The sequence below is a fragment of the Angustibacter peucedani genome (assembly GCF_054779595.1).
Map to the genome: position 1 here is coordinate 1 of NZ_BAAGXY010000071.1, position 26481 is coordinate 26481.

The following is a 26481-nucleotide window of genomic DNA, read 5'->3' on the forward strand; positions in this document are numbered from 1 at the left end:
CCCGGTGTTCCTGAACCAGCGCAAGAAGGCCGTCGACACCTCGATCAAGTCCGACCTGCGCACGGTCGCGAACGAGATGGAGACCGCGTTCACCGACAACCAGGCCTACCCGGCTGGCGCGACCGGCACGGGCTCCGTCACCCTGGGCGGCAACGCCGTCAAGGTGACCACGGGCAACACCGTCACCGTCTCGCTGAACAACGCCACCGCGGCCAACGCCACGGCGTATTGCATCGTCGGCGACTCGACCGGCAAGGCCAGCCACGCGTGGGTCTACGTCAGCAGCCAGGGTGGTCTGCAGGCCGCTTCGGTCACGACCTGCCCGGCCAGCTACTGATCCTCAGCACGTAGCAACACCAGTACGACCAGCACCACCGGAGGGCCGGCCCGCATGGGCCGGCCCTCCGGCGTTCTCAAAGCACCCGTTCGGCGGCCTCAAGACGAGGCGGCCGGACGCCGACAGTGACAGCAGGACCGGTGGCACGAGCCGTCGGCTGGGTGAGTGGGTGGTGGCATGGATCTGCGTCAGCACTGGCGCGATCGCGTCCGGGGGAACTCCGACGCGGGCTTCGGCATGGTCGAGCTGCTGTTCTCGATGGTCATCTTCACCATCATCGCCACGGCGGTGGCCTACGGCCTGCAGAGCGCGACGAACGCCACGCGCCAGGACCGCAACCGGGTGCAGGCCGCGAGCCTGGCCTCGCGCGAGCTCGAGATCGTCCGCCAGGAGTTCCAGGACATCAGCATCGACGGTCCCGCCCTCATCGGCGACGCCGGCACGGTGACCAACCCGCACCCCCTGAAGGGGCAGACCGTCGGGAACCCGCTGACCGTCGACGGGCTCCCGTTCACCGTGACCCGCAGCGCCACCTGGCAGCCCGCCGGTGTCGGCGCGAGCGCTTGCGACGGTGGTAGCGCGGTCACCTACCCCGTCCTGGCTGTGAACGTCCAGGTCACCTGGGCCCAGATGGGGAACACGCAGCCGGTCGAGAGCAACACGGTGCTCACCCCCCGGAAGTCGCAGATCATCGGCACCGACGCGTACGCCGCGGTCAAGGTGGTCGCGGCCGACGGCAGCGGGGTGGGCGGGATGCCGGTCACTATCAGCAACGGCGCCACGACCCTGACCACGAACACGGCGGACGACGGCTGCGCAACCTTCCAGCTGACCGGCAGCGCGACTCCGGTGGCCTACACCGCGACGGCCTCGAAGTCGGGCTACGTCTCGAACACCTACACGCCGACCGCCACCGGCTCGCTCTCGATCAAGGCGGGCACGCTGGCTCGGACGTCGCTCGCGTACGACAAGGCCGTGTCGGTCACGGTCAACCAGACGGTCAACGGTGGGTTCGCGCTCCCGGCGCAGAACGCGCCGGTCACGCTCTACAGCCCGGACATCGTCGGCGGCACCAAGAGCTTCCCTGGTTCCGGCGCATCGACGACGATCACCGGCCTGTGGCCCTCGACGGCCGGCTACATCTCGTGGCCGGGCACGTGCAAGCAGTCCGACCCGGCGAGCGCCGGCGGGACGCGGCAGGCGGCGGTCGTCGTGGCGGGTGGTGGTTCTGGTACCGCGACGCACTCGTTGACGCCGGTGCGGGTCACGGTGAAGAACAGCACCAACGCGGCCGTCGTCGGGTCTACCGTGACCGCGGTGCCGACGGTGACCAGCGAGGCCCCGTGCACGCAGACCTACAACCCGGTGACGTTGGGCACGACCAACTCGTCGGGTCAGGTGTCTGCCTCCCTCCCCGCGGGCAACTGGACCATCAAGGCCAGCGGGTTCAGCGCCACCGCCTTCACGGTGAACGCGGCCAGCGCGCAGAAGAATGTCTCTGTGACGGTGGTCCCGTGAACACCCTGACGGCGCGGTGGCGCAACCGGCGGGACGACGCCGGCTTCACGCTCGTCGAGATGCTCACGGTCATCGTGCTGCTCTCTCTCATCTCCGCACTCGCCTTCGGCGCGCTGATCCAGGCCCAGAAGACGGTGCGCGGCAACGCCAACCGGCTGGACCAGGCACAGCAGGCCAAGGCCGCGATGGAGACGATGAGCAAGACCATCCGCACCGCGGTGCTGCCCTCGCAGATCGGTGGCTCGAACCCCGACGTCGCGGCGTTCCTCCAGGCGGACTGGAACAAGGTCAGCTTCTACGGGAACCTCTACAACGCCTCCAACGCCAACGGGCCGAGCAAGGTCACCTACGAGCTCAAGCCCACCGGCCAGCTCATCGAGACCGTGCAGCCGGCGAGCGGCGTCAACGGCAGCGGTGCCTACACCTACTGCACCGTCGGCGCTCCGGGGTGCACCGTGTACACGCGGACCGTGGCGCGAAGCGTCGTGTACGACGCGACGAAGCCGCTCTTCGTCTACTACAGCGTCACGGCGCCCAACGGCATGACGACGCCGCTCAACGCGACCACGCTCCCCAGCGTCAACAGCATCGACGTCCAGGTGTCGGTCAAGACCGGGAACGAGGTCGTGCAGAGCACGGTCGTGACCCGCGTGTCGTTGCCGAACGCCAACGCCCAGATCAACAACGCCCCTTCCAACACGTGAGCCGAGGACCACTCATGCGACGACTTCTCGAGGCGCTCCGCGGCCGCACGGCGGCCGGGGACGACGGCGGGTTCGCCATGGTCACGGTGCTGGGCATCGGCACAGTCATGACCGCCCTCATGCTCGTGTCCCTGGCGTACGCGGCCCAGGTCTCGCCCCAGGCACGACGTGACCAGAACTGGAACGCGGCCCTGGCGGCGGCGCAGGCTGGCGTCGACGACTACGTGTCCCGTCTGAACAAGGCCGACAGCTACGCCCTCTCGGTCGACTGCAGCAACATCGCGATGAAGGGCCCCAACTCCGGGGCGAACACCTGCGGGTGGAACAGCTCGACGCCCGCCGGCTGGCAGACCGTGAAAGGCGGGGACGCCACGAAGGGCGTCTTCCACTACGACCCGCGGTACGACGCGGGCAGCGTGCGTCTGACCTCGACCGGCAAGGTGGGCACCTCGTACCGCACGATCGACGTCCGGGTCGCCCGCGGCGGGTCGACCGACTTCCTCTACTACACCGACTTCGAGGACGCCGACCCCGAGAACGTGGTCGTCTACCCAGGTGGTGCCGACCCCGACTGCGGCGGTAACGGTGCTGCCAACGGCAAGTACTGGTGGGAGAAGGCGTCCGGGTACTCCGGAACGCTCTCGCCGACCAGCGCCACGGGCCACCGCGACAACTGCGTCGAGATCGCCTTCTCGTCCGGCGACAAGCTCGACGGGCGCGTGCACTTCAACGACACCCCGGGCATCACGGGCGGCGGAACCACCGGTGGCGTGGGCTACCAGGCCTCCTTCCTCCAGGGTTACGAGACCGCTGACCCCAACTGCCCGACCAACGCGACGACCAACCCCACCCGCGGGTACTGCTACCGGTACTACGACTACGGCCAGAGCAACAGCGGCGGCGGCAAGCCGTACTTCGGCACCTCCGCAGGGGCCAAGTACGCGCCGAAGCTCGACCTGCCGGACAACAGCGCCGAGTTCGTCAACTACCCCGGGTGCAACTACTGGGGCGACACGCGGATCCGGTTCAACAGCGACGGCACGATGACCGTCTGGAACACCCTGAGCAACGGCCAGACCATCGTGAACCCGGCGTCGCCGTCCAGCTTGAACTGCGGCAACGCGTCGAACTTCAAGCCGACCAGCGGGACCGACCCCCGACCGGCGGCCGGTCAGACCATCCCCGTCCCGAACGACTCCGTCATCTACGTGCGGAACTCGGGAGCGGCGAACGCCTGCATCCCGGGCCAGGTCGTCAACGGCACGTCCTCGGGCAGCACGAGCAACGACGTGATCCCGCAGGGATCTGGCACCGCGGCTCGCGAGGTGCGCGACATCGGGTACTACAACCCGGACAGCTCGACGATCACCACGACGCGGCGGTTCACCAAGAGCTCGGGTGCGACGACCACGTCCAGCTGGTCGAAGAGCACGTACTCGCAGACGCAGACCGACCCCAACGACGCGCACTCGCCCAAGATGGACTGCGGGCAGGGCAACGTCTACGTCGAGGGCACGGTCAAGGGGCGCGTCACCATCGCGGCCGAGAACAACGTCGTGGTGACGAACAACCTGGCGCTGGCCTCGACGGCCACGGGGGATGCGCCGTCCGGTACCGACATCGTCGGGCTGGTCGCCGCCAACTCGGTGCAGGTGTACCACCCGGTGCAGCGAAACCGCACGCCGAGCAACACCGTGGGGTCGAGCAACACCGGTGTCACCTGCAACGGCACCAACGACGCCAACCCCACCAACGCACCGAACGGCGTCACCAGCGTCACCTGCACCTGGACGGACAAGTACACCTTCGGCACCACCTACTCCGACATCACGTACCCCGGTCAGACGAACGCGAGCGGCAACCGCTGGATCTACGCCTCGATCCAGACGCTGCAGCACTCGTTCTTCGTGCAGTCGTACGCGTACGGCAGCGACCAGGGCACCCTGTCGGTGCGCGGGTCGATCGCCCAGCGCTACCGCGGGATCGTCCGGCGCGGCACGCCCGGCTACGACAAGGACTACAGCTACGACACCCGGCTGCGGTTCCAGTCCCCGCCGTACTTCCCGCAGTGGACCAACGCCAGCTGGTCGGCGCAGACCACCGGCGAGCTGAAGCCGGCCTACGTCGGCTCGTGACATGACGGCTCGACCCCGGCTGCGGCCGGGGTCGAGCCGTCCTCACCGCTACAGTCCTGCACCGTGATCGCCCTCGTCGTCCTCGCCGTCGTCCTCGGCCTCGTCATCGGCTCGTTCCTCAACGTCGTCGTGTGGCGGGTGCCGCGCGGCGAGTCGGTCGTGCGCCCGGGCAGCCACTGCCCGCGCTGCGGACGTGAGATCCGCGGGCGTGACAACGTTCCGGTGCTCTCGTGGCTGCTGCTGCGGGGGCGGTGCCGCGACTGCGGCGAGCCGATCAGCATCCGCTACCCGCTCGTCGAGGCCGTCACCGGACTGCTGTTCGGTGTCGTCGCCTGGCGGATCGGGCTGGCGTGGGAGCTGCCGGCCTACCTCTACCTGGTTGCCATCAGCGTCGCGCTCGCACTGATCGACGTCGACGTGCGCCGGCTGCCCAACGCCATCGTCCTGCCGTCGTACGGGGTGATGGGGGCCTTGCTGCTGCTGCCCGCAGTGGTCGACGGGCGGTGGGACGACCTGCTGCGCGGGGTGGTCGGGGGAGCGGTGCTGTTCGCCCTGTACTTCCTGCTGGCGTTCATCAACCCGCGCGGCATGGGGTTCGGCGACGTCAAGCTCGCCGGCGTGCTGGGGCTCGCCCTGGGCTTCATCGGCTGGGGTGCCCTGGCAGTCGGGGCCTTCGCGGGGTTCCTGCTCGGCGGTCTCTACGGGGCGGTCCTCATGGTCGCGAAGCGGGCCACGCGCAAGAGCGCGATCCCGTTCGGGCCCTTCATGCTGGCCGGCGCCCTGCTGGCCGTGCTCGTCGGGCAGCGTCTCGCCGACTGGTACCTGCAGATCTTCGACGCCTAAACGCTCAAGTGATCCGCCCCACGCTCCGATCCTCCCTCTGACACGGCCCCGACTGGAGGGCCGCCACGCGGCGGTGCCGCATGGAAGGGGTTACGAGGTGGCTGGACGGTCCGCGATCGGTCTCGACATCGGGACGTCGGGCGTGCGCGCTGCTGAGCTGTCGTTCGGCAAGCACGGTGTCACGCTCGAGAAGTTCGGGCAGGTCGCGCTGCCCGACGGCGCCGTGCGCGACGGCGAGGTGGTCGACGCGGGTGTTGTCGCCCACGCGCTCAAGCAGCTGTGGTCGCACACGGGCTTCTCGCACAAGCAGGTCGTCCTGGGGGTGGCCAACCAGCGTGTGATCGTGCGCCAGGTCGACCTCCCGGCGCTGCCCGAGAAGGAGCTCAAGGCGTCGCTCGCCTTCCAGGTGCAGGACTTCCTGCCCATGCCGGTCGAGCAGGCCGTCCTGGACTTCCACCCCGTGGAGGAGTACGGCGAGCCCGGCCAGCAGCGCATGCTGCGCGGCCTGCTGGTCGCCGCCGTCCGCGACATGGTGCTGTCCAACGTCAACGCCGTGCAGCGCGCCGGCCTGCGCGTCGGGTCGGTCGACCTGACGTCGTTCGCGGTGCTCCGCTCGCTCGGGTCGTTCGGCGCCGCTGACTCCGACACCGTCGCCCTCGTGGACGTCGGCTCCCGGGTCACGAACATCGTGGTCCACCGCGCGGGTGCCCCGCTCTTCGTCCGCATCCTGCTCATGGGCGGCCAGGACGTCACCGACGCCGTCGCCGACACGCTGGGCACCACGCGCCAGCAGGCCGAGGCCATCAAGCAGGCTCCCGGCCTGCAGGGCATCGACCACGAGCAGCAGCTCAACGCGGGCCGCGCGCTCGAGAGCACCGCGGCGGCCTTCGTCGACGAGGTGCGCAGCTCGCTGGACTACTTCGCGTCGTCGGCCCCGGCCGGCGCCCGCCTGTCGCGGCTCGTGCTGAGCGGCGGCGGCTCGCGCCTGCACGGCCTGGCCGAGCGGCTCGAGGCGGCCACCCGCCTGCCGGTCTCGGTCGGCAACCCCCTCTCGACCATCTCGGTCGGCCGCACCGGCCTGTCCGAGGACCAGATCGACTTCGTCCAGCCCCTGGTCGCCGTGCCGGTGGGTCTCGCGTTGGGAGCTGACCGATGAGCCTTGCCGAGCAGACCCAGGTCGCGGGTCTCGGCACCACGCACGGTCTGCGGACCGCGCGGGTCAACCTGCTGCCGCCGGAGATCGAGCAGGCGCGCGCCCTCAAGCGCACGCAGGCCGGTCTGGCCGTCGGCCTCGCCGCCGTCGTCGCCGCTCTCGGCGGCGTCTACGCGCTGCAGGTCCACGACAAGAACGCGGCCTCCGACGAGCTCGCTGTGACCAAGGCCCAGACGGTCACGCTGCAGAACGAGCAGGCCAAGTACGCCGACGTACCGCTCACCATCGCGGCGATCGACGCGGCCGAGGCCGCGCGCTCGACGGCCATGGCGAACGACGTGGAGTGGTACCGCACGCTGAACAACTTCGCGCTCACCTTGCCGACGAACGTGTGGTTCACCAGCCTCACGCTCAACCTGAACGCCGCTGGGAGCGTGCCGGCGGCTGGTGCCACCGCACCCACGGCCGGCACCACCGGTACCGCCGCGACCGCCGCGCCGGCCGGAGCCGGCATCGGGGTCCTGACCGTGAACGGCGCGGCCCTCAGCCACCCCGACGTCGCCACCTGGCTGGACGTCGTCGGGCGCCAGCCGGGCATGGCCGACGCCTACTTCACCAACTCGGCCCGCGCCAAGGTCGGCAGCAAGTACATCGTCAACTTCGTGTCGACGGCCACCATCACCGATGAGGCCCTGTCGCACCGTTACGACCGGAAGCAGGGCTGATCATGTCCAAGACGCGCGTGTGGAGCGCGGGTACCGCCGTCGTGGCGGTGCTGGTGGTCATCGCCGCCTGGTTCCTGCTCATCTCGCCCCAGCGCTCCGAGGCCGCCTCGCTGCGCGAGCAGGACACCCAGCAGCAGGCGTTCAACGACCAGCTGAAGCTGAAGACGCAGGAGCTCAAGGCGCAGTTCGCCTCGCTCCCCGCGCGCCAGGCCCAGCTCGCCGAGATCAAGCAGCAGATGCCCGAGAACCCGGCGCTGCCCTCTCTCGTCCGTGACCTGTCGAAGTACAGCGACCAGGCCGGGGTGACGCTCGTCAGCGTCGCTCCCACCAGCCCGACCGCTCTCGCCAGCACCCAGTCCGCCGCGCCCACCACCGTGGCCACCGAAACAGCTCCGATCCAGCAGATCCAGAGCACGGTCGTCGTGTCCGGCTCCTACGCCGAGCTCACGCTGTACCTGCAGAAGCTGCAGTCGCAGATGCGGCGGGCGGTCATGGTCGACAACATCTCGCTGACCAAGTCGGCGATCGACGGCGCGGCCAAGGGTGACCTGCAGATGTCGCTGACCACGCGGGTGTTCGTGCTCGACACCAAGGCCGCGGCCACCGCCGCCTCGACGGCCACCACCACCACCGGCTCCGCGAGCTGAGCGAGGACGACATGAACCTTCGGAAGAACGCTCCCGCCGACGGCGTGGTCGTCGACGAGGCCGGCGAGCAGGCCAGCCGCAAGAAGCTGTTCGTCGCCGGCGGCGTGGCCGCTGCGCTCGCCGTCGTCGCCGCGATGGGCTACGTGTTCCTGACCGGTGGCGACGACACCGCGGCTGACACCGGCGTGGTGGCCTCGGCCCACCACCCCGCGGCCACCGCGACCGTCGCGCCGACCGGCACCGCCACCAGCGCGCCGCCGATCAAGAAGTTCGACGGCAGCAACGCCCGCGACCCGTTCAAGGCGCTCGTCGAGGAGGCCGCCGGCACCGGTGCCGCGACGGCCGGCTCGACCAACGCCGCGACCGCGGGCTCCACGGGCACGACCGCTCCGGCGAACGTGCCGAGCTCGACGTCCACCCACTCGGTGTCCGTGCCGTCGTCCTCGCCGACGAAGACGAGCAAGCCGGCGCCGCAGGTCAAGTCCATCAAGATCTCGATGATCGCCGTCTCCGACGGGGACACCCAGGCGCGCATCAAGGTCGACGACAAGACCTACGACGTCAAGCCGCTCAACCAGTTCGCCAGCTACTTCAAGCTTCTGAACCTGCGCGAGGGCACCTGCGGCGCCATCCAGTACGGCGACGCGACGTTCGACCTGTGCGAGGGGCAGTCGCGGCTCGTCCGCTGACCACCCGCTCGTCGTCCGACGGCCCACCTCCGGTCCAGGAGGTGGGCCGTCGGCGTCCCGGCAGCGGTGCACCTGAGAGACTGGCCGCATGCTGCGTTGGTTGACCGCCGGTGAGTCGCACGGCCCGGCGCTCGTCGCGGTGCTCGAGGGCCTGCCCGCCGGCGTCCACGTCACGTCGGACGACCTGGCCGCCGCGCTCGCCCGCCGCCGGCTCGGCTTCGGCCGGGGGGCGCGGATGAAGTTCGAGCAGGACGCCGTCGAGGTGCTCGGCGGCCTGCGGCACGGCGTCACGCTGGGCTCGCCGTTCGCCGTCCGGATCGGCAACAGCGAGTGGCCCAAGTGGCAGACCGTGATGAGCCCCGACCCGGTGGCGGCCGACGAGCTCGCCGCCGCGGACGACGTCAACGCGCCGCAGGAGGTGGCGCGCAACCGTCCGCTCACGCGACCGCGCCCGGGCCACGCCGATCTGGTCGGCATGCAGAAGTACGGCTTCGAGGACGCGCGGCCGGTGCTCGAGCGGGCCAGCGCGCGCGAGACGGCGGCGCGCGTCGCCCTGGGTGCGGTCGCGGCGGCGCTGCTGCAGCAGGCGTACGGCATCCGCCTGGTGTCGCACACCGTCGCCATCGGCACGGCGGGCGTGGACGACGACGCGCCCCTGCCGACCCCCGACGACGTCGAGCGCCTGGACGCCGACCCCGTCCGCACTCTGGACGCCGTCGGCTCGGCCGCGATGGTCGCCGAGGTCGAGGCGGCCCGCAAGGACGGCGACACCCTCGGCGGCGTGGTCGAGGTGGTGGCGCACGACGTGCCTCCGGGTCTCGGCTCGCACGTGCACTGGGACCGGCGGCTCGACTCGCGGCTCGCCGGTGCGCTCATGGGCATCCAGGCCATCAAGGGCGTCGAGGTGGGGGACGGCTTCCGCACCGCGGCCCGTCGCGGGTCGGTCGCCCACGACGAGATGGAGCACGACGCCGACGGCGTCGTGCGTCGACGCACGGGCCGCGCCGGCGGCACCGAGGGCGGCATGTCGACCGGCGGCGTCCTGCGCGTGCGCGCGGCGATGAAGCCGATCTCGACCGTGCCGCGCTCGCTCGACACCGTCGACGTCGCGACCGGGGAGGCGGCCAAGGCGATCCACCAGCGCTCCGACGTCTGCGCCGTGCCGGCGGCGGGTGTCGTCGCGGAGGCGATGGTCGCGCTGGTCCTGGCCGAGGCGTGCCTGGAGAAGTTCGGCGGCGACTCGCTGGCCGAGACCGCGCGCAACCACGCTGCCTACCTCGCGTCCGTGCCGGCCGCGCTGCGCACGTGGTGACCGGCCCCCGGCTCGTCGTCGTCGGCCCGCCCGGCTCGGGCAAGACGACGGTGGGGCTGCTCGTGGCGCAGTCGCTGGGCGAGCCCTTCGCGGACGTCGACGACGTCGTCGAGCAGCGGGCCGGCCGGTCGATCTCGGACATCTTCGTCGACGACGGCGAGGCGACGTTCCGCGAGCTGGAGCGCGAGGTGTGCGCCGACCTGCTCGCGGGGGAGCCCGGAGTGGTCTCTCTCGGCGGTGGGTCGGTGCTCGACCCGCGCACCGAGGCCGACCTCGCCGACCTGACGGTGGTGTTCTTGGACGTCGCGATCGGCGACGCGGCCAAGCGCATCGGCTTCGCGCAGAGCCGTCCGCTGCTGAGCGTCAACCCGCGCGCCGCGTGGACGCAGCTGATGAACGCCCGGCGTCCGGTGTACGAGCGGGTCGCGACGTACGTCGTCGACACCGCCGGGCGAGGAGCCGACGAGGTCGCCGCGGACGTCGTCGCCGGGCTGCAGGAGGCCGAGCGCCGATGAGGGGGCCCACCCGGATCACCGTGCCGGGCGACCAGCCCTACGACGTGGTCGTCGGCGAGCACCTGCTCGACGAGCTGCCGTCGTTGGTGGGGGAGTCCGCCCAGCGCGTGCTGGTCGTCCACCCGAAGGCGTTGCGCGCCACCGGAGAAGCGGTGCGCGACGACCTGGCGTCGCACGGCTACGAGGCGTTCGTCGCCGAGGTGCCGGACGCCGAGGAGGCCAAGACGGCTCAGGTGGCGGCCTTCTTGTGGGGTGCGCTCGGACAGGCCGGGTTCACGCGCACCGACGTCGTGGTGGGCGTCGGGGGAGGTGCGGTCACCGACCTCGCCGGTTTCGTGGCGTCGTCCTGGCTGCGCGGGGTGCGCGTCGTGCACGTGCCGACCACGCTCGCCGGCATGGTCGACGCCGCTGTCGGCGGGAAGACAGGCATCAACACGTCCGAGGGCAAGAACCTCGTGGGGGCCTTCCACCCGCCGGCCGGTGTGCTGTGTGACCTGACGACGCTGGAGACGTTGCCGCGCAACGACTTCGTCGCCGGCTTGGCGGAGGTCGTCAAGTGCGGCTTCATCTCCGACCCCGTGATCCTGGACGTCGTCGAGCGCGACCCGCAGGCCGCCACGGCGTGGGACGCGCCGTCGACGCGCGAGCTCGTCGAGCGGAGCGTGCGGATCAAGGCCGAGGTCGTGGGCCAGGACCTGCGCGAGTCCGGGCTGCGCGAGATCCTCAACTACGGGCACACCTTCGGCCACGCCGTCGAGCACGTCGAGCGCTACGGGTGGCGGCACGGCGCCGCGGTGTCCGTCGGGCTCGTCTACGTGGCCGAGCTCGGCCGGCTGGCCGGGCGCCTGGACGACGCCACCGCCGAACGGCACCGCGAGGTGCTGTCCGCGCTGGGGCTCCCCACGACGTACCGGCAGGACCGCTGGGAGCAGCTCCTGACCGCCATGCGCCGCGACAAGAAGACGCGCGGTGATCTGCTGCGCTTCGTCGTGCTGGAGGGACTCGCTCGCCCGGCGCGGCTCGAGGGCCCCGACCCGGCGCTTCTGCACGCGGCGTACTCCGAGCTGGCGCCCTGAGCGAGAGCCGGCGACGCACGACGAAGGGCCCCTCCCGTTGCGGGAGAGGCCCTTCGGCGGTTCAGCGGGTGCTGGTCAGCTGACCGTCACGCGGTCGACGGAGACCGTCGTCCGCGAGCCGCTGGCCTGCGCCTGCAGCAGCACCGAGTGGGTGCCGGTGCTGAGGCCGCTGATCGAGACCGTGCTGCCGCAGCCGGTCCAGCTGCGGTACTGCGAGACCGTCGTCTTGAGCTTGCCGTCGACGTACACCCGCAGGTTGCCCGACTGCGGCGACCGGCAGAAGCTGACGACGACCTTCGAGCCGTACACCGAGGTGCTGGCGCTGGCCCGCTTGCTGGTCGACGCGCTGTCGACCGTCGAGCGGTAGCTCTTGCCGTAGGCGTCGCTGGCCGAGCGGGTGCTCCAGCCGTGGTCGCCGTTCGCGAAGACCAGGGCCTGGCCGGCGCTGTCGGCGATCTTGCTGGCCCCGACGGAGGAGCCGACAGCCGTGGCCGGCTTGTCCGCCCGGTCGGTCGCGCCGCCGTTCGTCCACGCCTTGACGGAGATGCCGGGCACCCACGCCTTGTCCGGGGTGAAGAACCACGTGTTCCCGGATGCGTGCGCCACCGCGCCGGCGACCCGTGTGCCGGCCGAGGTGGCCACACCCAGCGTCGAGGAGGTGACGCCCGAGACCGGCTCGCTGAAGGTCAGCTGCACCGAGTCACGGTCGTTGAAGCCGCCCGCCGAGACCAGGCGCACCGTGGGGGCGGCCTTGTCGATGACGACCGCGGACGACGCCGCGCTCCACGCCGTGTACCGGTCGTTCTCCGCCACCGGACGCACGCGCACGGAGTAGGAGCCCTCGGGCAGCGACTTCGAGGGGAGGACGACGTGCGACGTGCCGTCGTTGATCCCCGTCGCCAGGCGGTCGGTGCGCACCACGTCGGTGGCGCCGGTGTCGGCGTTGCGCAGCTCGACGTCGTAGGCCTTCGCGGCGGCACGGGCGGCAGCGCCCGTGTTCCAGGAGGCGACGAGGTAGCCGTGAGCACCGTCGACCAGCGCGACCCCGGTGACCGGGTTGGCCGTCACCTGGTGGATCGGGGTGATGGCCGAGATCGGACCGCAGTCGATCTGGTTGTCGTCGGTGCCGTCGGTGTCCTGCGCGATGCTGGTCACGCTGCAGGCCTGGACCGCCCAGTACTGGTCGGTCGAGGTCAGGTGCACCCCGGACGCCGGGGTGATGCTGGTCCCCTGGGTGCCCGCGGCCAGGTCGAGCGAGCCGATCTGGCGGTCGCGCGACACGTAGAGCCGGTAGGACACCGCGTTCGCGACCGGGTCCCAGCTGAAGGTCGGGTCACCCGTGAGGGCGCCGGCAGCGGTGGGCGTGGCGGTCAGACCCGTCGGAGCAGCCGCGGGGCCTACGGAGATGCCCGGGTCGGTGGGCACGAACGTGGACTCGGTCGACCAGTCGGAGCAGGCCGGGGCCGGGACGGTGCCCGGTGCGGTCTGGCCGGTGGGGATGGTGACGACCTTGCCACCGCCACCCGGGGCGTCGGCCACGGTGAAGCCGGACTCGAGCCACGGACCGAGGCAGGCCGCCGAGGCGTCGGGGAAGGCGGTCGTGCGCTCGTCGACCGTGCCGTCACGGCCGCGGACGCGCCAGTAGAAGGTGTCGCCGTAGATCAGCTGGGTCTTCGGGTCGCCGACCGACGGGCTCGCCGCGCCGAGGGCGCAGGCGGTCATGTTGCCGGGGGCGGCGTCGAAGTACCCGCCGCCGAGGCTCACGCCGTAGGGCGTGAAGGTGGTCTGCGCCGTCCAGCACCGGAAGCTGTCTCCCTGGGAGTACTGGGGCGACGTGAAGCTGCGGCGGTTGATCTCGATCTCGTAGAACGAGGCGTCGGGCAGCGGGTTCCACGACAGGGTCGGGACGCGCTCGTCGACGTGGCCGAGGCCGGTGACGGCCTCCTCCCAACCCTTGGTCAGGGTGGCCATCGACGTCCAGGCGCTGGTGCCCGAGCCGGTGGTCGCACGCACGCGCCAGCGGTACTGGCCGTCGGGGAGCGACTCCGGCACGGTGACGCGGTTGATGGTGGACGCCTGCTCCCAGACCTTCGCCAGGTCGGGGTTGTCGTCGTCCAGCACCTGCACGTCGTACGACGAGGCGCCGCTGACAGCGGCCCAGGTCAGCTCGACGTCACGGTGCGGGTCGACGGACGAGTTGGGGGCCAGGCTGGCCGCCGAGGGCGCAGCCGGAGCGGCGGCGTACGCCGAGGGCGCCGCCATCGTCAGCCCCGAGAACGTGACCGCTGCCGCGGCCCCCCATGCCAGCACTCGCGTGCTGCGTCGGCTGTCGGTCACGGATCACACTCCTTGTCGCGGGACGCCCCATGCGTCCGGCTCGTCACGCTGTCTCGGCAGCAGGGCTCGCGCCTTGAGCCGGGCCGGGCGTCGCTGGGCCGAACGGGTGACCGCTCCAGGACCGGTAGGATGGTCGGCGGCCCAGCAGGGCTCGCACCTCGACAACCCCCAGAGAGAGCGACGGCAGTGGCATCGACGAACGACCTCAAGAACGGCATGGTGCTCAACCTCGAGGGCCAGCTCTGGTCCGTGGTGGAGTTCCAGCACGTCAAGCCCGGCAAGGGTCCGGCGTTCGTGCGCACCAAGCTGAAGGCCGTGCTCTCCGGCAAGGTCGTCGACAAGACGTTCAACGCGGGCACCAAGGTCGAGACCGCCAACGTCGACAAGCGCGACATGCAGTACCTGTACAAGGACGGTGACGACTTCGTCTTCATGGACGGCGACACCTACGACCAGATCCACGTGAACGCCGCGACCGTGGGCACGGCCGCCGACTTCATGCTCGAGAACCAGGACGCCGTGGTCGCGCTGCACGACGGCACGCCGCTCTACGTCGAGCTGCCGACGTCCGTCGTCCTCGAGATCACCTACACCGAGCCGGGCCTGCAGGGCGACCGCTCCACCGGCGGCACCAAGCCCGCGACGCTCGAGACCGGCGCGCAGATCGCCGTGCCGCTGTTCCTCGAGACCGGCACCAAGGTCAAGGTCGACACCCGCTCGGGTGACTACCTCGGCCGCGTGAACTGACGAGTCGTCGTGGCAGCACGCACCAAGGCGCGCAAGCGCGCGGTCGACGTCCTGTTCGAGGCCGACCAGCGCCGGCGTGACGCGGTCACCGTGCTCTCCGACCGCGTGGCGCAGGCCGACCCGCCGGTCAACGAGTACACCGTGACCCTCGTCGAGGGCGTCGTGGCTGAGCGCCCGCGTCTCGACGAGCTGATCTCGACGTACTCGCAGGGCTGGACCATCGAGCGCATGCCCGCCGTCGACCGCGCGCTGCTGCGGCTCGGCGCGTGGGAGATCCTGTTCAACGACGACGTCCCGGACGCCGTCGCGGTGTCGGAGGCGGTCGAGCTGGCGACGTCGCTGTCGACCGACGACTCGCCGGCGTTCGTCAACGGCCTGCTCAGCCGCATCCTCGAGTTGAAGCCGACCCTGGCCCCCTGAGGGACCGGGGTCGGCTCAGGCAGCTCAGAGGCGGTCAACGCCGCCCTCGACGGCGCGACGCGCGTCGGGGTCGAGCACGCCCCAGCTGATGAGCTCCTCGGCGAGCATCGCCGGCGGCATGTCGTAGATGACGGCCAGGGTGCGCAGGTCGTCCTGCCGGATCGAGAGCACCTTGCCGTTGTAGTCGCCGCGCTGGGACTGGATGGTGCTGGCGTAGCGGGCCAGCGGCCCGGCGCGCTCGGCCGGCACGTTGCTGAGCCGCTCGAGGTCGATGACCAGGCGCGGCGGCGCCTCGACGACGGACGCGCTGCCCGCGTCGGGGAGCAGCGCCGACACCGGGACCCCGTAGAAGTCGGCCAGCTCGGCCAGGCGCTGCACGGTGACGGCGCGGTCGCCGCGCTCGTACGAACCGACGACGACGGCCTTCCACTTGCCCTCGGACCGCTCCTCGACCCCGTGCAGGGACAGGCCCTGCTGGGTGCGGATCGCGCGCAGGCGCGACCCCAGGGATCGGGCGTAGTCCGTCGACATCTGCTCTCCTCGCTCAGGCCCCACCGGCGGGGAACGCCCCCTCCGCCCGACTCGTCCTGAGCCGGCAGCACGTACATGGTCACGGAGCGTGACGACCCGCGTCAAGTGCGACACGGTTCGCGAGCGCTGCCCGGGCGCGTCGCGGACGCCCTCCCCGGACGTCGACGGGCGTGCGATACCGTCGGCGCCGGATCCTTTAACGACCCGTCCTGTGAGGCGGGGAAGGAGAACGCGATGAGTCATGCCGTCGAACCGGCTCCCACCACCGTCTCCTCGACGGTGCTCGAGGCCCCCGAGATCCGCCGGGTGCTGACCCGGATCGCTCACGAGGTGCTCGAGCAGAACAAGGGCGCCCAGGACCTCGTCCTGCTGGGCATCCCCACCCGCGGCGTCGCTCTCGCGCAGCGCCTGGCCCGGCGGATCGCCGAGGTCGAGGGCAGCGCGGTCCCCGTCGGCGCGCTGGACGTCACGATGTACCGCGACGACCTGCGCCACCAGCCGGTCCGCTCGATCGAGCGCACGGACCTGCCGGCCGAGGGGGTCGACGGGCGCACCGTCGTCCTGGTCGACGACGTCCTGTACTCCGGCCGCACCGTGCGGGCCGCGCTCGACGCGCTGGCCAACGTGGGCCGGCCCCGCGCCGTCCGGCTGGCCGTCCTGGTCGACCGCGGCCATCGCGAGCTGCCGATCCGCGCCGACCACGTCGGCAAGAACCTGCCGACCTCGCTGGCCGAGCGCGTGAGCGTGCTGCTCGAGGAGCACGACGGCCGCGACGAGGTGCGGATCACCCGCCCGGTCGGGGGCGAGGCGTGATGCGGCACCTGCTCTCCGCCGGCGACCTCGACCGCGACGAGGCCGTCCAGGTGCTCGACACGGCCGAGCAGATGGCCGCCACCCAGCACCGTGAGATCAAGAAGCTGCCGACGCTGCGCGGCCGCACGGTGATCAACCTGTTCTTCGAGGACTCGACCCGCACCCGGGTCAGCTTCGAGGCGGCGGCCAAGCGGCTGTCGGCCGACGTCATCAACTTCTCGGCCAAGGGCTCGAGCGTGTCGAAGGGCGAGAGCCTGAAGGACACCGCGCTCACCCTGCAGGCCATGGGCGCCGACGCGGTCGTGATCCGGCACGGGGCCAGCGGCGCGCCGCACCGGCTGGCGACGTCGGGCTGGATCGACGGTGCCGTCGTCAACGCCGGCGACGGCACGCACGAGCACCCGACGCAGGCGCTGCTCGACGCGTTCACGATGCGCCACCACCTAGTGGGCGAGCGCGAGCCCGGCGCGGCCACCGGCCAGGACCTCAAGGGCAAGCGGATCACGATCGTCGGCGACGTCCTGCACAGCCGGGTCGCGCGCAGCAACGTCCTGCTGCTGCACACCCTCGGCGCCGACGTCACGCTCGTCGCCCCGCCGACCCTGCTGCCGCAACGCGTCGACACCTGGCCGTGCCGCACGTCGTACGACCTGGACGCCTCGCTGGACGACGCCGACGCCGTGATGATGCTGCGCGTGCAGCGCGAGCGGATGAGCGCCGCCTACTTCCCGAGCGCTCGCGAGTACTCGCGCCGCTACGGGCTCGACGCGCGCCGGCTGCGCCGCCTGGCCGAGCACGCGATCGTCATGCACCCCGGCCCGATGAACCGCGGCCTCGAGATCAGCGCCGACGCCGCCGACTGCGAGCGCTCGACCATCGTCGAGCAGGTCGGCAACGGCGTGAGCGTCCGGATGGCCGTCCTGTACCTGCTGCTGGCGGGCAACGAGCACGAGGAGACCCGATGACCGGCTACCTGCTCCGCGCCGTCCGACCGCTCGGCGGCGACCCGACCGACCTGCTGCTGGACGACGGCGCGATCGCGGCCGTCGGCACCGACCTGGACGCCGAAGACGCGGTGGTCGTCGACGGTGCCGGCCTGGTGGCGCTGCCCGGCCTGGTCGACCTGCACACCCACCTGCGCGAGCCCGGGCGCGAGGACGCCGAGACCGTCGAGTCCGGCACCCGTGCCGCTGCGTCCGGCGGGTTCACCGCCGTGCACGCGATGGCCAACACCGACCCGGTGGCCGACACCGCCGGCGTCGTCGAGCAGGTGTGGCGGCTCGGCAGCGAGGCCGGCTGGGTCGACGTCCACCCGGTCGGGGCGGTCACCGTCGGGCTGGCCGGCGAGCGGCTGGCCGAGCTCGGCGCCATGGCCGACTCCGCCGCCCGCGTCCGGGTGTTCAGCGACGACGGGCACTGCGTCGACGACGCCGTGCTGATGCGCCGGGCGCTCGAGTACGTCAAGGCGTTCGACGGCGTCGTGGCGCAGCACGCCCAGGAGCCCCGGCTCACCGTCGGCGCGCAGATGCACGAGGGCGACGTCAGCGGGGTGCTCGGCCTGACCGGCTGGCCCGCGGTGGCCGAGGAGGCGATCATCGCCCGCGACGTGCTGCTGGCCGAGCACGTCGGCTCGCGGCTGCACGTGTGCCACGTCTCGACCGCTGGCTCGGTCGAGATCGTCCGGTGGGCCAAGGCCCGCGGGGTCGACGTCACCGCCGAGGTCACGCCGCACCACCTGCTGCTGACGCACGAGCAGGTGCGCACGTACGACCCGCGCTTCAAGGTCAACCCGCCCCTGCGCTCGGACGCCGACGTGCAGGCGCTGCGCGAGGGCCTGGCCGACGGCACGATCGACGCCGTCGCCACCGACCACGCGCCGCACGCCACGGAGGACAAGGACTGCGAGTGGATGGCCGCGGCCATGGGCATGACCGGGCTGGAGACCGCGCTGTCCGCCGTCGTCGAGTCCATGGTCGACACCGGGCTGCTCGACTGGGCCGGCGTGGCCGACCGGATGTCGGTGCGGCCGGCACGGATCGGCCGGCTCGAGGGCCAGGGGCGCCCGCTCGAGGTCGGCTCGCCGGCCAACCTCGTGCTGGTCGACCCGGCTGCGCGCTGGACCGTCGACGCCGCCCGTCAGCAGACCGCGAGCCGGAACACGCCGTTCGCCGACCGCGAGATGCACGGCAAGGTCGTGGCGACCTTCCTGCGCGGCCGGGCCACCGTGCTGGACGGCGCCCCGGTCGACGCGCGGGAGCTCGTGTGACGCGCACGGAGTCGGTGCTCGTCGTCGTCCTGCTCGTCGTCGTCGCCTGGGGCCTGATGGCGCTCGGCTGGCGGCACCGGGCCCGCCGCCAGCTCGACGTCGCCGCGCCCGCGCCCGTCCCGGCCGACGTGGCCCAGCGCGCAGCGGCCGAGGGGGTCGAGGCGACGTACGTCTCGACGACGTCCGCGGCCGACTGGCTCGACCGCGTGGTCGCCCACGGGCTCGGCACCCGCAGCGCCGCTCGTCTGCTGGCGACGGACGCCGGTCTGGCCGTCGTCCGCGACGGCGCGCCCGACGTCTTCGTGCCGACGGCCGACCTGCGCGACGTGCGGCGAGAGAGCGTCCGGGCCGGCAAGGCCGTCCCGGGTGCCGGACTCCTCGTCTGGGACTGGGACCTCGGTGGCACGGTGGTCTCGACGGCCGTGCGGCTGCGCCACGACGCCGAGCGCGACGCGCTGGAGGCCACGATCCGCTCGCTCCTCGACCACGCCCCGCGGGAGGCCTCGTGACCAGCGCCCTGCTCGTCCTCGAGGACGGCCGCACCTTCGCCGGGGAGCCCTACGGCGCCACCGGCTCCTGCGTCGGCGAAGCCGTCTTCTCGACCGGCATGACCGGGTACCAGGAGACGCTCACCGACCCCAGCTACCACCGCCAGGTCGTGGTGCAGACCGCGCCGCACATCGGCAACACCGGCATCAACGACGAGGACGGCGAGTCGCACCGCATCTGGGTCGCGGGCTACGTGGTCCGCGACCCGTCACCCCGACCCTCGAGCTGGCGGTCGCGCCGGCCGCTGGAGGACGAGCTGGCCGCGCAGGGCGTCGTCGGCATCAGCGGCGTCGACACCCGTGCCCTCACCCGGCACCTGCGCGAGCGCGGCGCCATGCGGGCCGGCGTGTTCTCGGGCGACGCAGCGGGCCGCCCGGTCGCGGACCTGGTGGACGTCGTCCGGCAGGCACCGCAGATGGCCGGCGCCCAGCTGGCCGAGGAGGTCTCCACTGACGCCGCGTACGTCGTGGAACCCCTGGGGGACAAGCGCTTCACCGTCGCGGCGCTCGACCTGGGCATCAAGTCCATGACCCCGCAGCGCATGGCCGAGCGCGGGCTCCAGGTGCACGTGCTGCCCGCCACCGCCGGGCTCGACGACGTCCTCGCCGTCTCGCCCGACGGCGTGTTCTTCAGCAACGGCCCCGGCGACCCGGCCACCGCCGACGCGCAGGTCGAGCTGCTGCGCGAGGTGCTCGAGCGGCGGATCCCGTTCTTCGGCATCTGCTTCGGCAACCAGCTGCTCGGGCGCGCGCTGGGCTTCGGCACCTACAAGCTCGGCTACGGGCACCGCGGCATCAACCAGCCGGTGCTCGACCGCGGCACCGGCAAGGTCGAGGTGACCGCGCACAACCACGGCTTCGCCGTGCAGGCGCCGCTCGACGGCGAGGCGACCACGCCGTTCGGCCGCGCCCGGGTCAGCCACGTGTGCCTCAACGACGACGTCGTCGAGGGCCTGGAGTGCCTCGACGTGCCGGCCTTCTCGGTGCAGTACCACCCCGAGGCCGCCGCCGGCCCCCACGACGCCGGGTACCTGTTCGACCGCTTCGCCGACCTGATGGCCGGACGACCAGCAGCCGCTCGCGCGGCGGGGGAGGACGCCTGATGCCGCGCCGCACGGACATCACGTCGGTGCTCGTCATCGGCTCCGGGCCGATCGTCATCGGCCAGGCCTGCGAGTTCGACTACTCCGGCACCCAGGCCTGCCGGGTGCTGCGCGACGAGGGCCTGCGCGTCGTCCTGGTCAACTCCAACCCGGCCACGATCATGACCGACCCGGAGTTCGCCGACGCCACCTACGTCGAGCCCATCACCCCGGACGTCGTCGAGGCGATCATCGCCAAGGAGCGGCCCGACGCGGTGCTGGCCACGCTCGGTGGCCAGACCGCTCTCAACACCGCGATCGCGCTGCACGAGAACGGCGTGCTCGAGAAGTACGGCTGCCCGTTGATCGGCGCCAACGTCGAGGCGATCCAGCTCGGCGAGGACCGCGAGGCGTTCAAGGGCGTCGTCGCGCGGTGCGGCGCCGAGTCCGCGCGCAGCGCCGTCGCCCACACCATCGAGGAGTGCCTGGCGGTCGCCGAGGACCTCGGCTACCCGGTGGTCGTGCGGCCCTCGTTCACGATGGGTGGCCTCGGCAGCGGCTTCGCCTACGACGAGAAGGACCTGCGCCGCATCGCCGGCGCCGGGTTGCACGCCTCGCCGACGACCGAGGTGCTCCTCGAGGAGTCGATCCTCGGGTGGAAGGAGTACGAGCTCGAGCTGATGCGCGACAAGGCCGACAACGTGGTCGTCGTCTGCTCGATCGAGAACCTCGACCCGATGGGCGTGCACACGGGCGACTCGATCACCGTCGCCCCGGCCATGACGCTCACCGACCGCGAGTACCAGCGGCTGCGCGACATCGGCATCGCGGTGATCCGCGAGGTCGGCGTCGACACCGGCGGGTGCAACATCCAGTTCGCGGTCAACCCCGACGACGGTCGCATCATCGTCATCGAGATGAACCCGCGCGTCTCGCGGTCGTCGGCGCTGGCGAGCAAGGCCACCGGGTTCCCGATCGCCAAGATCGCCGCGAAGCTCGCCGTGGGCTACACCCTCGACGAGGTGCCCAACGACATCACCCGCGAGACGCCGGCCTCGTTCGAGCCCGCGCTCGACTACGTGGTGGTGAAGGTGCCGCGCTTCGCGTTCGAGAAGTTCCCGGCGGCCGACACGACGCTCACCACGACGATGAAGTCCGTGGGCGAGGCCATGGCCATCGGCCGCAACTTCACCGAAGCGCTGCAGAAGGCGCTGCGGTCGGCCGAGCGCAAGGGCTCGACGTTCCACTGGGACGGCGAGACGCCCACGGACGTCGACGCCCTGCTCGAGCTCGCGAGCACGCCCACCGACGGCCGCATCCTGACGGTGCAGCAGGCGATCCGGGCGGGTGCGAGCGTGCAGCAGGTGCACGACGCCACAGGCATCGACCCGTGGTTCCTCGACCAGCTCGCGCTGGTCGACGACCTCGCCCGCGAGCTGCGCGACGCGCCCGAGCTCACGCCGTCGCTCCTGCGCCGCGCCAAGCGCCACGGGTTCAGCGACCAGCAGCTCGGCGCGCTGCGCTCGATGCCGGAGGCGGTCGTGCGCGGCGTGCGGCACGCGCTCGGCGTCCGGCCCGTCTACAAAACGGTCGACACCTGCGCCGCCGAGTTCGCGGCACGCACGCCGTACCACTACTCCTCGTACGACGAGGAGACCGAGGTGGCGCCGCGCGAGCGCCCGGCCGTGCTGATCCTCGGCTCGGGACCGAACCGCATCGGCCAGGGTGTCGAGTTCGACTACTCGTGCGTGCACGCCAGCTTCGCGCTGCGCGACGCCGGCTACGAGACCGTGATGGTCAACTGCAACCCCGAGACGGTGTCGACCGACTACGACACCTCCGACCGGCTGTACTTCGAGCCGTTGACGCTCGAGGACGTCCTCGAGGTCGTGCACGCCGAGCAGGAGGCAGGCCCGGTCGCCGGCGTGGTGGTGCAGCTCGGCGGGCAGACGCCGCTCGGGCTGGCGCAGGCGCTGTCCGAGGCCGGCGTGCCGGTGGTCGGCACCAGCCCGGCCGCCATCCACCTGGCCGAGGACCGCGGGGCGTTCGGCCGGGTGCTGGACGACGCCGGGCTGCCGGCGCCGCGCCACGGCACGGCGTTCTCGGCGGCCGAGGCGGTCGAGGTCGCCCGTGAGATCGGTTACCCGGTGCTGGTGCGCCCCTCGTACGTCCTCGGCGGCCGCGGCATGGAGATCGTCTACGACGACGAGACCCTCGCGGCGTACGTGCAGCGCGCCACCGAGGCCTCGCCCGAGCACCCGGTGCTCGTCGACCGGTTCCTGGACGACGCCATCGAGATCGACGTCGACGCCCTGTACGACGGCGAGGAGCTGTTCCTGGGCGCCGTCATGGAGCACATCGAGGAAGCCGGCATCCACTCGGGCGACTCGGCCTGCGTGCTGCCGCCGGTCACGTTGGGGCACAGCGAGATCGACCGCGTGCGCGCCTCGACGGAGGCCATCGCCCGCGGGGTCGGCGTGCGCGGCCTGCTGAACGTGCAGTTCGCCCTGGCCGCCGACGTCCTCTACGTCCTGGAGGCCAACCCGCGGGCCAGCCGCACGGTGCCCTTCGTCAGCAAGGCCACCGCGGTGCCCATGGCCAAGGCGGCGGCGCGGGTCATGCTCGGCAGCACCATCGCCGAGCTGCGCGCCGAGGGCCTGCTGCCGGCGTCCGGCGACGGCACCCACCTGCCACCCGACTCGCCGGTGTCGGTGAAGGAGGCGGTGCTGCCGTTCAAGCGCTTCGTCACGCGCGACGGCCTGGTCGTCGACTCGGTGCTTGGCCCCGAGATGCGCTCGACCGGTGAGGTCATGGGCATCGACGACGACTTCGGCACCGCCTTCGCCAAGAGCCAGGCGGCGGCGTACGGCGGTCTGCCCGACCGCGGCACCGTCTTCGTGTCCGTCGCCAACCGCGACAAGCGCGCCATGATCTTCCCGGTCAAGCGGCTCGTCGACCTCGGGTTCACGGTGCTCGCCACCGCCGGCACCGCAGAAGTGCTGCGGCGCAACGGGGTCGAGAGCACCGTCGTCCGCAAGCACAGCGAAGGCACCGGCCCGGACGGCGAGCCCACCGTGGTCCAGCGGATCCTCGACGGCGCCGTCGACATGGTGGTCAACACGCCCTCCGGCCGCGACGCGCGGGCCGACGGCTACGAGATCAGGGCGGCGACGACGAGCATGGACCGGCCGATCATCACGACGGTGCAGCAGCTGGCCGCGGCGGTGCAGGGCATCGAGTCCGCCCGCGCGGGCACGGTGCAGGTGCGGTCGCTGCAGGAGCACGCCGCGACGCTGGAGGCGCGGCGATGAGCGGGCCGGTGCAGGTGGCCGGTCGGATCATCGCGGCGCGCAAGGTCGGGTCGTACCAGCACCTCACGCTGCTGGCGCCCGGCGTCGCGGAGTCGGCGCGACCGGGGCACTTCGTCGCGCTGTCGGTGGGCGGTGACGGCTCGGGCATGCTGCTGCGGCGGTCGTTCTCGATCCACAAGGTGTCGCCCACGGGTGTCTACGGCGGCACGGTCGAGGTCGTCGTCGCCGACGCCGGTGCCGGCACGCACTGGCTGACGACGCGGCCGGTGGGCGAGCCGGTCGACGTGGTGGGGCCGATGGGCCGCCCGTTCCCGGTGCCCAAGGAGCCCGTGAGCTGCACGCTCGTCGGCGGCGGCTACGGCACGGCGCCGCTGTTCTGGCTGGCCGAGGTGCTGCGCGAGAAGAGGTGCCGGGTCGACATGGTGCTGGGCGCGGCGAGCGAGGACCGGCTGTTCGGGGTCCTCGAGGCGCGCCGGCTGGCCACGACCTCCACCGTCACCACGGACGACGGCTCGGCGGGCACGCGCGGCCGGGTCACCGACGTCCTGCCCGACGTGATGCAGCGCGCCGACACCTCCGTCGTCTACGCCTGCGGCCCGATGGCCATGCTGCGCGCCGTCACGGACGTCGCGACCGCCCACGGCGCCGTGGCCCAGGTCGCCGTCGAGGAGTCGATGGCCTGCGGCATCGGGATCTGCATGACCTGCGTCATGCCCGTGGTCGGCACGGACGGCGAGACCCGGATGCTGCGGTCGTGCGTCGAGGGCCCGGTCTTCCGCGGCGACCGCGTGCGCTGGGAGGCCTGGGACGACGGCATCGGCCGGGTGCCGGACGACGCCGTCGGCGCGGCGGCGATGGGAGGCCACTGATGACCGGTCACGCCCCCTCGGCCACCGACGCCCCCGACGCGCCCGACGCCGTCGGCGGGTCAGCCGTCAGCCCGGCCACCGTCGACCTGCGGACGACGATCGGCGCGATCACGCTGCCGAACCCGCTGATGACCGCCTCGGGCTGCGCCGCCGCCGGGCGCGAGCTGCACCAGTTCTTCGACGTCGCCGAGCTCGGCGCCGTCGTCACCAAGTCGGTCATGACACAGCCCCGCTCGGGCCGCAGCACGCCGCGGATGGCCGAGACCGCCAGCGGCATGCTGAACTCGATCGGCCTGCAGGGCCCGGGGATCGACGCCTTCGTCGAGAAGGACCTCGCCTGGCTGCGGTCGGTCGGGGCGCGGGCGGTCGTCTCGATCGCCGGGAGCTCGGTGCAGGAGTACCGCGAGCTCGCGCTGCGCCTCGCCGACGAGCCGGACGTCGCCGCGGTCGAGGTCAACATCTCGTGCCCCAACGTCGCCAACCGCGGGCTGGTGTTCGCCTGCGACCCGATGGCGTCGTCGTCCGTGGTGGAGGCCGTGCGCGAGGCGCTGCCGCCGTCCGTCCCGGTGCTGGCCAAGCTGTCGCCGGACGTCACCGACATCGTCGCGATCGCCGCGTCGTGCGTCGCGGCCGGTGCCGACGGCCTGACGATGATCAACACCTTGCTGGGCATCACGATCGACGTCGACCGGATGCGGCCGCGGCTGGCCGGCATCACCGGCGGGCTCTCGGGTCCGGCGGTGCGTCCGGTGGCGGTGCGGTGCGTGTGGCAGGTGCACGGCGCGATGCGTGCCGGCCGGCTGCCCGAGGTGCCGATCGTCGGCGTCGGGGGAGTGCGCACCGGGCTCGACGCCCTCGAGCTGGTGCTGGCCGGCGCGTCGGCCGTGCAGGTCGGCACCGTCGCCTTCAACGACCCGCGCGCGCCGCTGCGCGTGCGCGACGAGCTGGCGCAGGCGTTGCAGCAGAGGGGTTTCGACCGGTTCGTCGACGCGGTGGGGCACGCGCACCGCGTGCTCGCGGGGGAGGGGTGAGCGTGGAGGCCTTCGGGGTGCGGCTGCGAGCCGCCATGGACGAGCGTGGACCGCTGTGCGTCGGCATCGACCCGCACGCCGGGCTGCTGCAGGCCTGGGACCTGCCGGACGACGCGACCGGCCTGGAGCGCTTCGCGCTGACCTGCGTCGAGGCGCTGGCGGGCGAGGTCGCGGTGCTCAAGCCGCAGTCAGCCTTCTTCGAGCGGCACGGCTCGCGCGGCGTCGCGGTGCTCGAGCGCACGGTGCGCGAGGCCCGCGCGGCCGGAGCCCTGGTCATCACCGACGCCAAGCGCGGGGACATCGGCTCGACCATGACGGCGTACGCGCAGGCGTACCTCGACCAGTCGAGCGACCTGGCCACCGACGCGCTCACCGTCAGCCCGTATCTGGGGTACGAGTCCCTGCGTCCCGCGCTGGATCTGGCTGCGGCACAAGGGGCCGGGCTGTTCGTGCTCGGCCTGACGTCGAACCCGGAGGGCCCGGAGGTGCAGCACGCCGGCACGCCCGACGGGCGCAGCGTGGCGCGGTCGGTGGTCGAGGCCGTCGGGCGCGACAACGGCGGTGCGGACGACCTCGGCTCCGTCGGCCTGGTCGTCGGGGCGACCGTCGCCGCCGCGGACGTCGACGCGCTCGGCATCGACTTCGTCGCAAGCCGGGCGCCGCTGCTGGCTCCGGGCGTCGGGGCGCAGGGCGCCGGGGCGGCCGAGCTCGCCGCGGTGTTCGGCGACGCGCGGCGCAACGTCCTGCCGTCGTCCTCGCGCGAGGTGCTGCGGGCCGGGCCGTCGGTCGCCGGGCTGCGCGACGCCGCCCGCCGCACGCTCGACGACGTCCGGACGGCCCTGACCTGAGCGTTCTCGTTGCCGGGCAGCGGT

24 protein-coding genes and 1 pseudogene are annotated in these 26481 nt (G+C 72.2%); 23 read left to right on the forward strand and 2 right to left on the reverse strand.

The window, feature by feature from the left end; all coding sequences use genetic code 11:
* From ACYVJ4_RS13015 to aroB, 12 genes and pseudogenes are all read left to right on the forward strand, one after another.
* Positions 1–337: pseudogene (locus ACYVJ4_RS13015) on the forward strand (prepilin-type cleavage/methylation domain-containing protein); the annotation flags it as partial.
* 177 nt (positions 338–514) lie between these two features.
* A complete protein-coding gene (locus ACYVJ4_RS13020; protein ID WP_460460558.1) occupies positions 515–1855 on the forward strand; it encodes a type IV pilus modification PilV family protein in 1341 nt (446 codons plus the stop codon).
* Positions 1852–2559 carry a PulJ/GspJ family protein gene (locus ACYVJ4_RS13025; protein WP_460460559.1) on the forward strand — a complete coding sequence of 236 codons (708 nt, stop codon included), beginning with the start codon at positions 1852–1854 and terminating at the stop codon, positions 2557–2559. The genes ACYVJ4_RS13020 and ACYVJ4_RS13025 overlap by 4 nt, the downstream gene beginning before the upstream one ends.
* Positions 2560–2573: 14 nt before the next feature.
* On the forward strand, positions 2574–4694 hold the full coding sequence (locus tag ACYVJ4_RS13030; RefSeq protein ID WP_460460560.1) for a hypothetical protein: 2121 nt from the start codon (positions 2574–2576) through the stop codon (positions 4692–4694).
* Positions 4695–4757: 63 nt separating this feature from the next.
* Positions 4758–5537, forward strand: a complete 780-nt coding sequence (locus ACYVJ4_RS13035) for a prepilin peptidase (protein WP_460460561.1) — start codon at positions 4758–4760, stop codon at positions 5535–5537.
* Positions 5538–5634: 97 nt separating this feature from the next.
* The gene (gene pilM / locus ACYVJ4_RS13040; protein ID WP_460460562.1) at positions 5635–6693 is read left to right on the forward strand and encodes a type IV pilus assembly protein PilM; all 1059 of its coding nucleotides are present in this window, start codon (positions 5635–5637) and stop codon (positions 6691–6693) included.
* Positions 6690–7415 carry a PilN domain-containing protein gene (locus ACYVJ4_RS13045; RefSeq protein WP_460460563.1) on the forward strand — a complete coding sequence of 242 codons (726 nt, stop codon included), beginning with the start codon at positions 6690–6692 and terminating at the stop codon, positions 7413–7415. The genes pilM and ACYVJ4_RS13045 overlap by 4 nt, the downstream gene beginning before the upstream one ends.
* 2 nt (positions 7416–7417) lie before the next feature.
* Positions 7418–8062 carry a type 4a pilus biogenesis protein PilO gene (gene pilO, locus ACYVJ4_RS13050; protein ID WP_460460564.1) on the forward strand — a complete coding sequence of 215 codons (645 nt, stop codon included), beginning with the start codon at positions 7418–7420 and terminating at the stop codon, positions 8060–8062.
* A gap of 11 nt (positions 8063–8073) precedes the next feature.
* The gene (locus ACYVJ4_RS13055) at positions 8074–8751 is read left to right on the forward strand and encodes a hypothetical protein (protein ID WP_460460565.1); all 678 of its coding nucleotides are present in this window, start codon (positions 8074–8076) and stop codon (positions 8749–8751) included.
* 88 nt (positions 8752–8839) lie between these two features.
* Positions 8840–10063: a chorismate synthase gene (gene aroC, locus ACYVJ4_RS13060; protein ID WP_460460566.1), complete on the forward strand. Its 1224-nt coding sequence runs from the start codon at positions 8840–8842 to the stop codon at positions 10061–10063.
* On the forward strand, positions 10057–10578 hold the full coding sequence (locus ACYVJ4_RS13065) for a shikimate kinase (RefSeq protein WP_460460567.1): 522 nt from the start codon (positions 10057–10059) through the stop codon (positions 10576–10578). The genes aroC and ACYVJ4_RS13065 overlap by 7 nt, the downstream gene beginning before the upstream one ends.
* The gene (aroB, locus tag ACYVJ4_RS13070) at positions 10575–11654 is read left to right on the forward strand and encodes a 3-dehydroquinate synthase (protein ID WP_460460568.1); all 1080 of its coding nucleotides are present in this window, start codon (positions 10575–10577) and stop codon (positions 11652–11654) included. Before ACYVJ4_RS13065 ends, aroB begins: the two co-directional genes overlap by 4 nt.
* A gap of 75 nt (positions 11655–11729) precedes the next feature.
* Here aroB and ACYVJ4_RS13075 read toward each other — a convergent pair whose 3' ends face one another.
* On the reverse strand, positions 11730–13991 hold the full coding sequence (locus tag ACYVJ4_RS13075) for a phage tail protein (protein ID WP_460460569.1): 2262 nt from the start codon (positions 13989–13991) through the stop codon (positions 11730–11732).
* 186 nt (positions 13992–14177) lie between these two features.
* Between ACYVJ4_RS13075 and efp the strand changes: the two genes are divergently transcribed.
* Together efp and nusB are read left to right on the forward strand one after the other, a co-directional pair.
* Positions 14178–14738 carry an elongation factor P gene (gene efp, locus ACYVJ4_RS13080; RefSeq protein ID WP_460460570.1) on the forward strand — a complete coding sequence of 187 codons (561 nt, stop codon included), beginning with the start codon at positions 14178–14180 and terminating at the stop codon, positions 14736–14738.
* A 9-nt stretch (positions 14739–14747) separates the two neighbouring features.
* Entirely contained in the window at positions 14748–15158 is a 411-nt protein-coding gene (nusB, locus tag ACYVJ4_RS13085; RefSeq protein ID WP_460460571.1) for a transcription antitermination factor NusB, read from the forward strand.
* A 24-nt stretch (positions 15159–15182) separates the two neighbouring features.
* Here nusB and bldD read toward each other — a convergent pair whose 3' ends face one another.
* A complete protein-coding gene (bldD, locus tag ACYVJ4_RS13090) occupies positions 15183–15689 on the reverse strand; it encodes a transcriptional regulator BldD (protein WP_460460572.1) in 507 nt (168 codons plus the stop codon).
* Positions 15690–15923: 234 nt separating this feature from the next.
* Between bldD and pyrR the strand changes: the two genes are divergently transcribed.
* The 9 genes from pyrR to pyrF are packed head-to-tail and all read left to right on the forward strand — an operon-like array spanning position 15924 to position 26457.
* The gene (pyrR, locus tag ACYVJ4_RS13095) at positions 15924–16502 is read left to right on the forward strand and encodes a bifunctional pyr operon transcriptional regulator/uracil phosphoribosyltransferase PyrR (protein ID WP_460460573.1); all 579 of its coding nucleotides are present in this window, start codon (positions 15924–15926) and stop codon (positions 16500–16502) included.
* A complete protein-coding gene (locus tag ACYVJ4_RS13100) occupies positions 16499–17467 on the forward strand; it encodes an aspartate carbamoyltransferase catalytic subunit (RefSeq protein ID WP_460460574.1) in 969 nt (322 codons plus the stop codon). Before pyrR ends, ACYVJ4_RS13100 begins: the two co-directional genes overlap by 4 nt.
* Positions 17464–18768: a dihydroorotase gene (locus ACYVJ4_RS13105; protein WP_460460575.1), complete on the forward strand. Its 1305-nt coding sequence runs from the start codon at positions 17464–17466 to the stop codon at positions 18766–18768. The genes ACYVJ4_RS13100 and ACYVJ4_RS13105 overlap by 4 nt, the downstream gene beginning before the upstream one ends.
* Positions 18765–19277 (forward strand): PH-like domain-containing protein, encoded by a 513-nt coding sequence (locus tag ACYVJ4_RS13110; protein WP_460460576.1) that lies wholly within the window; start codon positions 18765–18767, stop codon positions 19275–19277. The genes ACYVJ4_RS13105 and ACYVJ4_RS13110 overlap by 4 nt, the downstream gene beginning before the upstream one ends.
* Complete coding sequence (carA, locus tag ACYVJ4_RS13115) at positions 19274–20419, forward strand: glutamine-hydrolyzing carbamoyl-phosphate synthase small subunit (protein WP_460460577.1); 1146 nt, start codon at positions 19274–19276, stop codon at positions 20417–20419. Before ACYVJ4_RS13110 ends, carA begins: the two co-directional genes overlap by 4 nt.
* Positions 20419–23709, forward strand: coding sequence for a carbamoyl-phosphate synthase large subunit (carB, locus tag ACYVJ4_RS13120; RefSeq protein WP_460460578.1), 3291 nt, complete (start codon positions 20419–20421; stop codon positions 23707–23709). The genes carA and carB overlap by 1 nt, the downstream gene beginning before the upstream one ends.
* A complete protein-coding gene (locus ACYVJ4_RS13125; RefSeq protein WP_460460579.1) occupies positions 23706–24578 on the forward strand; it encodes a dihydroorotate dehydrogenase electron transfer subunit in 873 nt (290 codons plus the stop codon). Before carB ends, ACYVJ4_RS13125 begins: the two co-directional genes overlap by 4 nt.
* Positions 24578–25609: a dihydroorotate dehydrogenase gene (locus ACYVJ4_RS13130; RefSeq protein WP_460460580.1), complete on the forward strand. Its 1032-nt coding sequence runs from the start codon at positions 24578–24580 to the stop codon at positions 25607–25609. Before ACYVJ4_RS13125 ends, ACYVJ4_RS13130 begins: the two co-directional genes overlap by 1 nt.
* Positions 25606–26457 (forward strand): orotidine-5'-phosphate decarboxylase, encoded by an 852-nt coding sequence (pyrF, locus tag ACYVJ4_RS13135; RefSeq protein WP_460460581.1) that lies wholly within the window; start codon positions 25606–25608, stop codon positions 26455–26457. Before ACYVJ4_RS13130 ends, pyrF begins: the two co-directional genes overlap by 4 nt.
* The last annotated feature ends 24 nt before the right edge of the window (positions 26458–26481 follow it).

Bases quoted from the DNA above. Each gene is read 5' to 3' on its own strand.
- ACYVJ4_RS13045 (WP_460460563.1), top strand. From the start codon at position 6,690: ATGAGCCTTGCCGAGCAGACCCAGGTCGCGGGTCTCGGCACCACGCAC.
- ACYVJ4_RS13055 (WP_460460565.1), top strand. From the start codon at position 8,074: ATGAACCTTCGGAAGAACGCTCCCGCCGACGGCGTGGTCGTCGACGAG.
- ACYVJ4_RS13125 (WP_460460579.1), top strand. From the start codon at position 23,706: ATGAGCGGGCCGGTGCAGGTGGCCGGTCGGATCATCGCGGCGCGCAAG.
- aroB (WP_460460568.1), top strand. From the start codon at position 10,575: ATGAGGGGGCCCACCCGGATCACCGTGCCGGGCGACCAGCCCTACGAC.
- ACYVJ4_RS13130 (WP_460460580.1), top strand. From the start codon at position 24,578: ATGACCGGTCACGCCCCCTCGGCCACCGACGCCCCCGACGCGCCCGAC.
- ACYVJ4_RS13105 (WP_460460575.1), top strand. From the start codon at position 17,464: ATGACCGGCTACCTGCTCCGCGCCGTCCGACCGCTCGGCGGCGACCCG.
- ACYVJ4_RS13030 (WP_460460560.1), top strand. From the start codon at position 2,574: ATGCGACGACTTCTCGAGGCGCTCCGCGGCCGCACGGCGGCCGGGGAC.
- pyrR (WP_460460573.1), top strand. From the start codon at position 15,924: ATGAGTCATGCCGTCGAACCGGCTCCCACCACCGTCTCCTCGACGGTG.
- pilO (WP_460460564.1), top strand. From the start codon at position 7,418: ATGTCCAAGACGCGCGTGTGGAGCGCGGGTACCGCCGTCGTGGCGGTG.
- carB (WP_460460578.1), top strand. From the start codon at position 20,419: ATGCCGCGCCGCACGGACATCACGTCGGTGCTCGTCATCGGCTCCGGG.
- aroC (WP_460460566.1), top strand. From the start codon at position 8,840: ATGCTGCGTTGGTTGACCGCCGGTGAGTCGCACGGCCCGGCGCTCGTC.
- bldD (WP_460460572.1), bottom strand. From the start codon at position 15,689: ATGTCGACGGACTACGCCCGATCCCTGGGGTCGCGCCTGCGCGCGATC.
- ACYVJ4_RS13020 (WP_460460558.1), top strand. From the start codon at position 515: ATGGATCTGCGTCAGCACTGGCGCGATCGCGTCCGGGGGAACTCCGAC.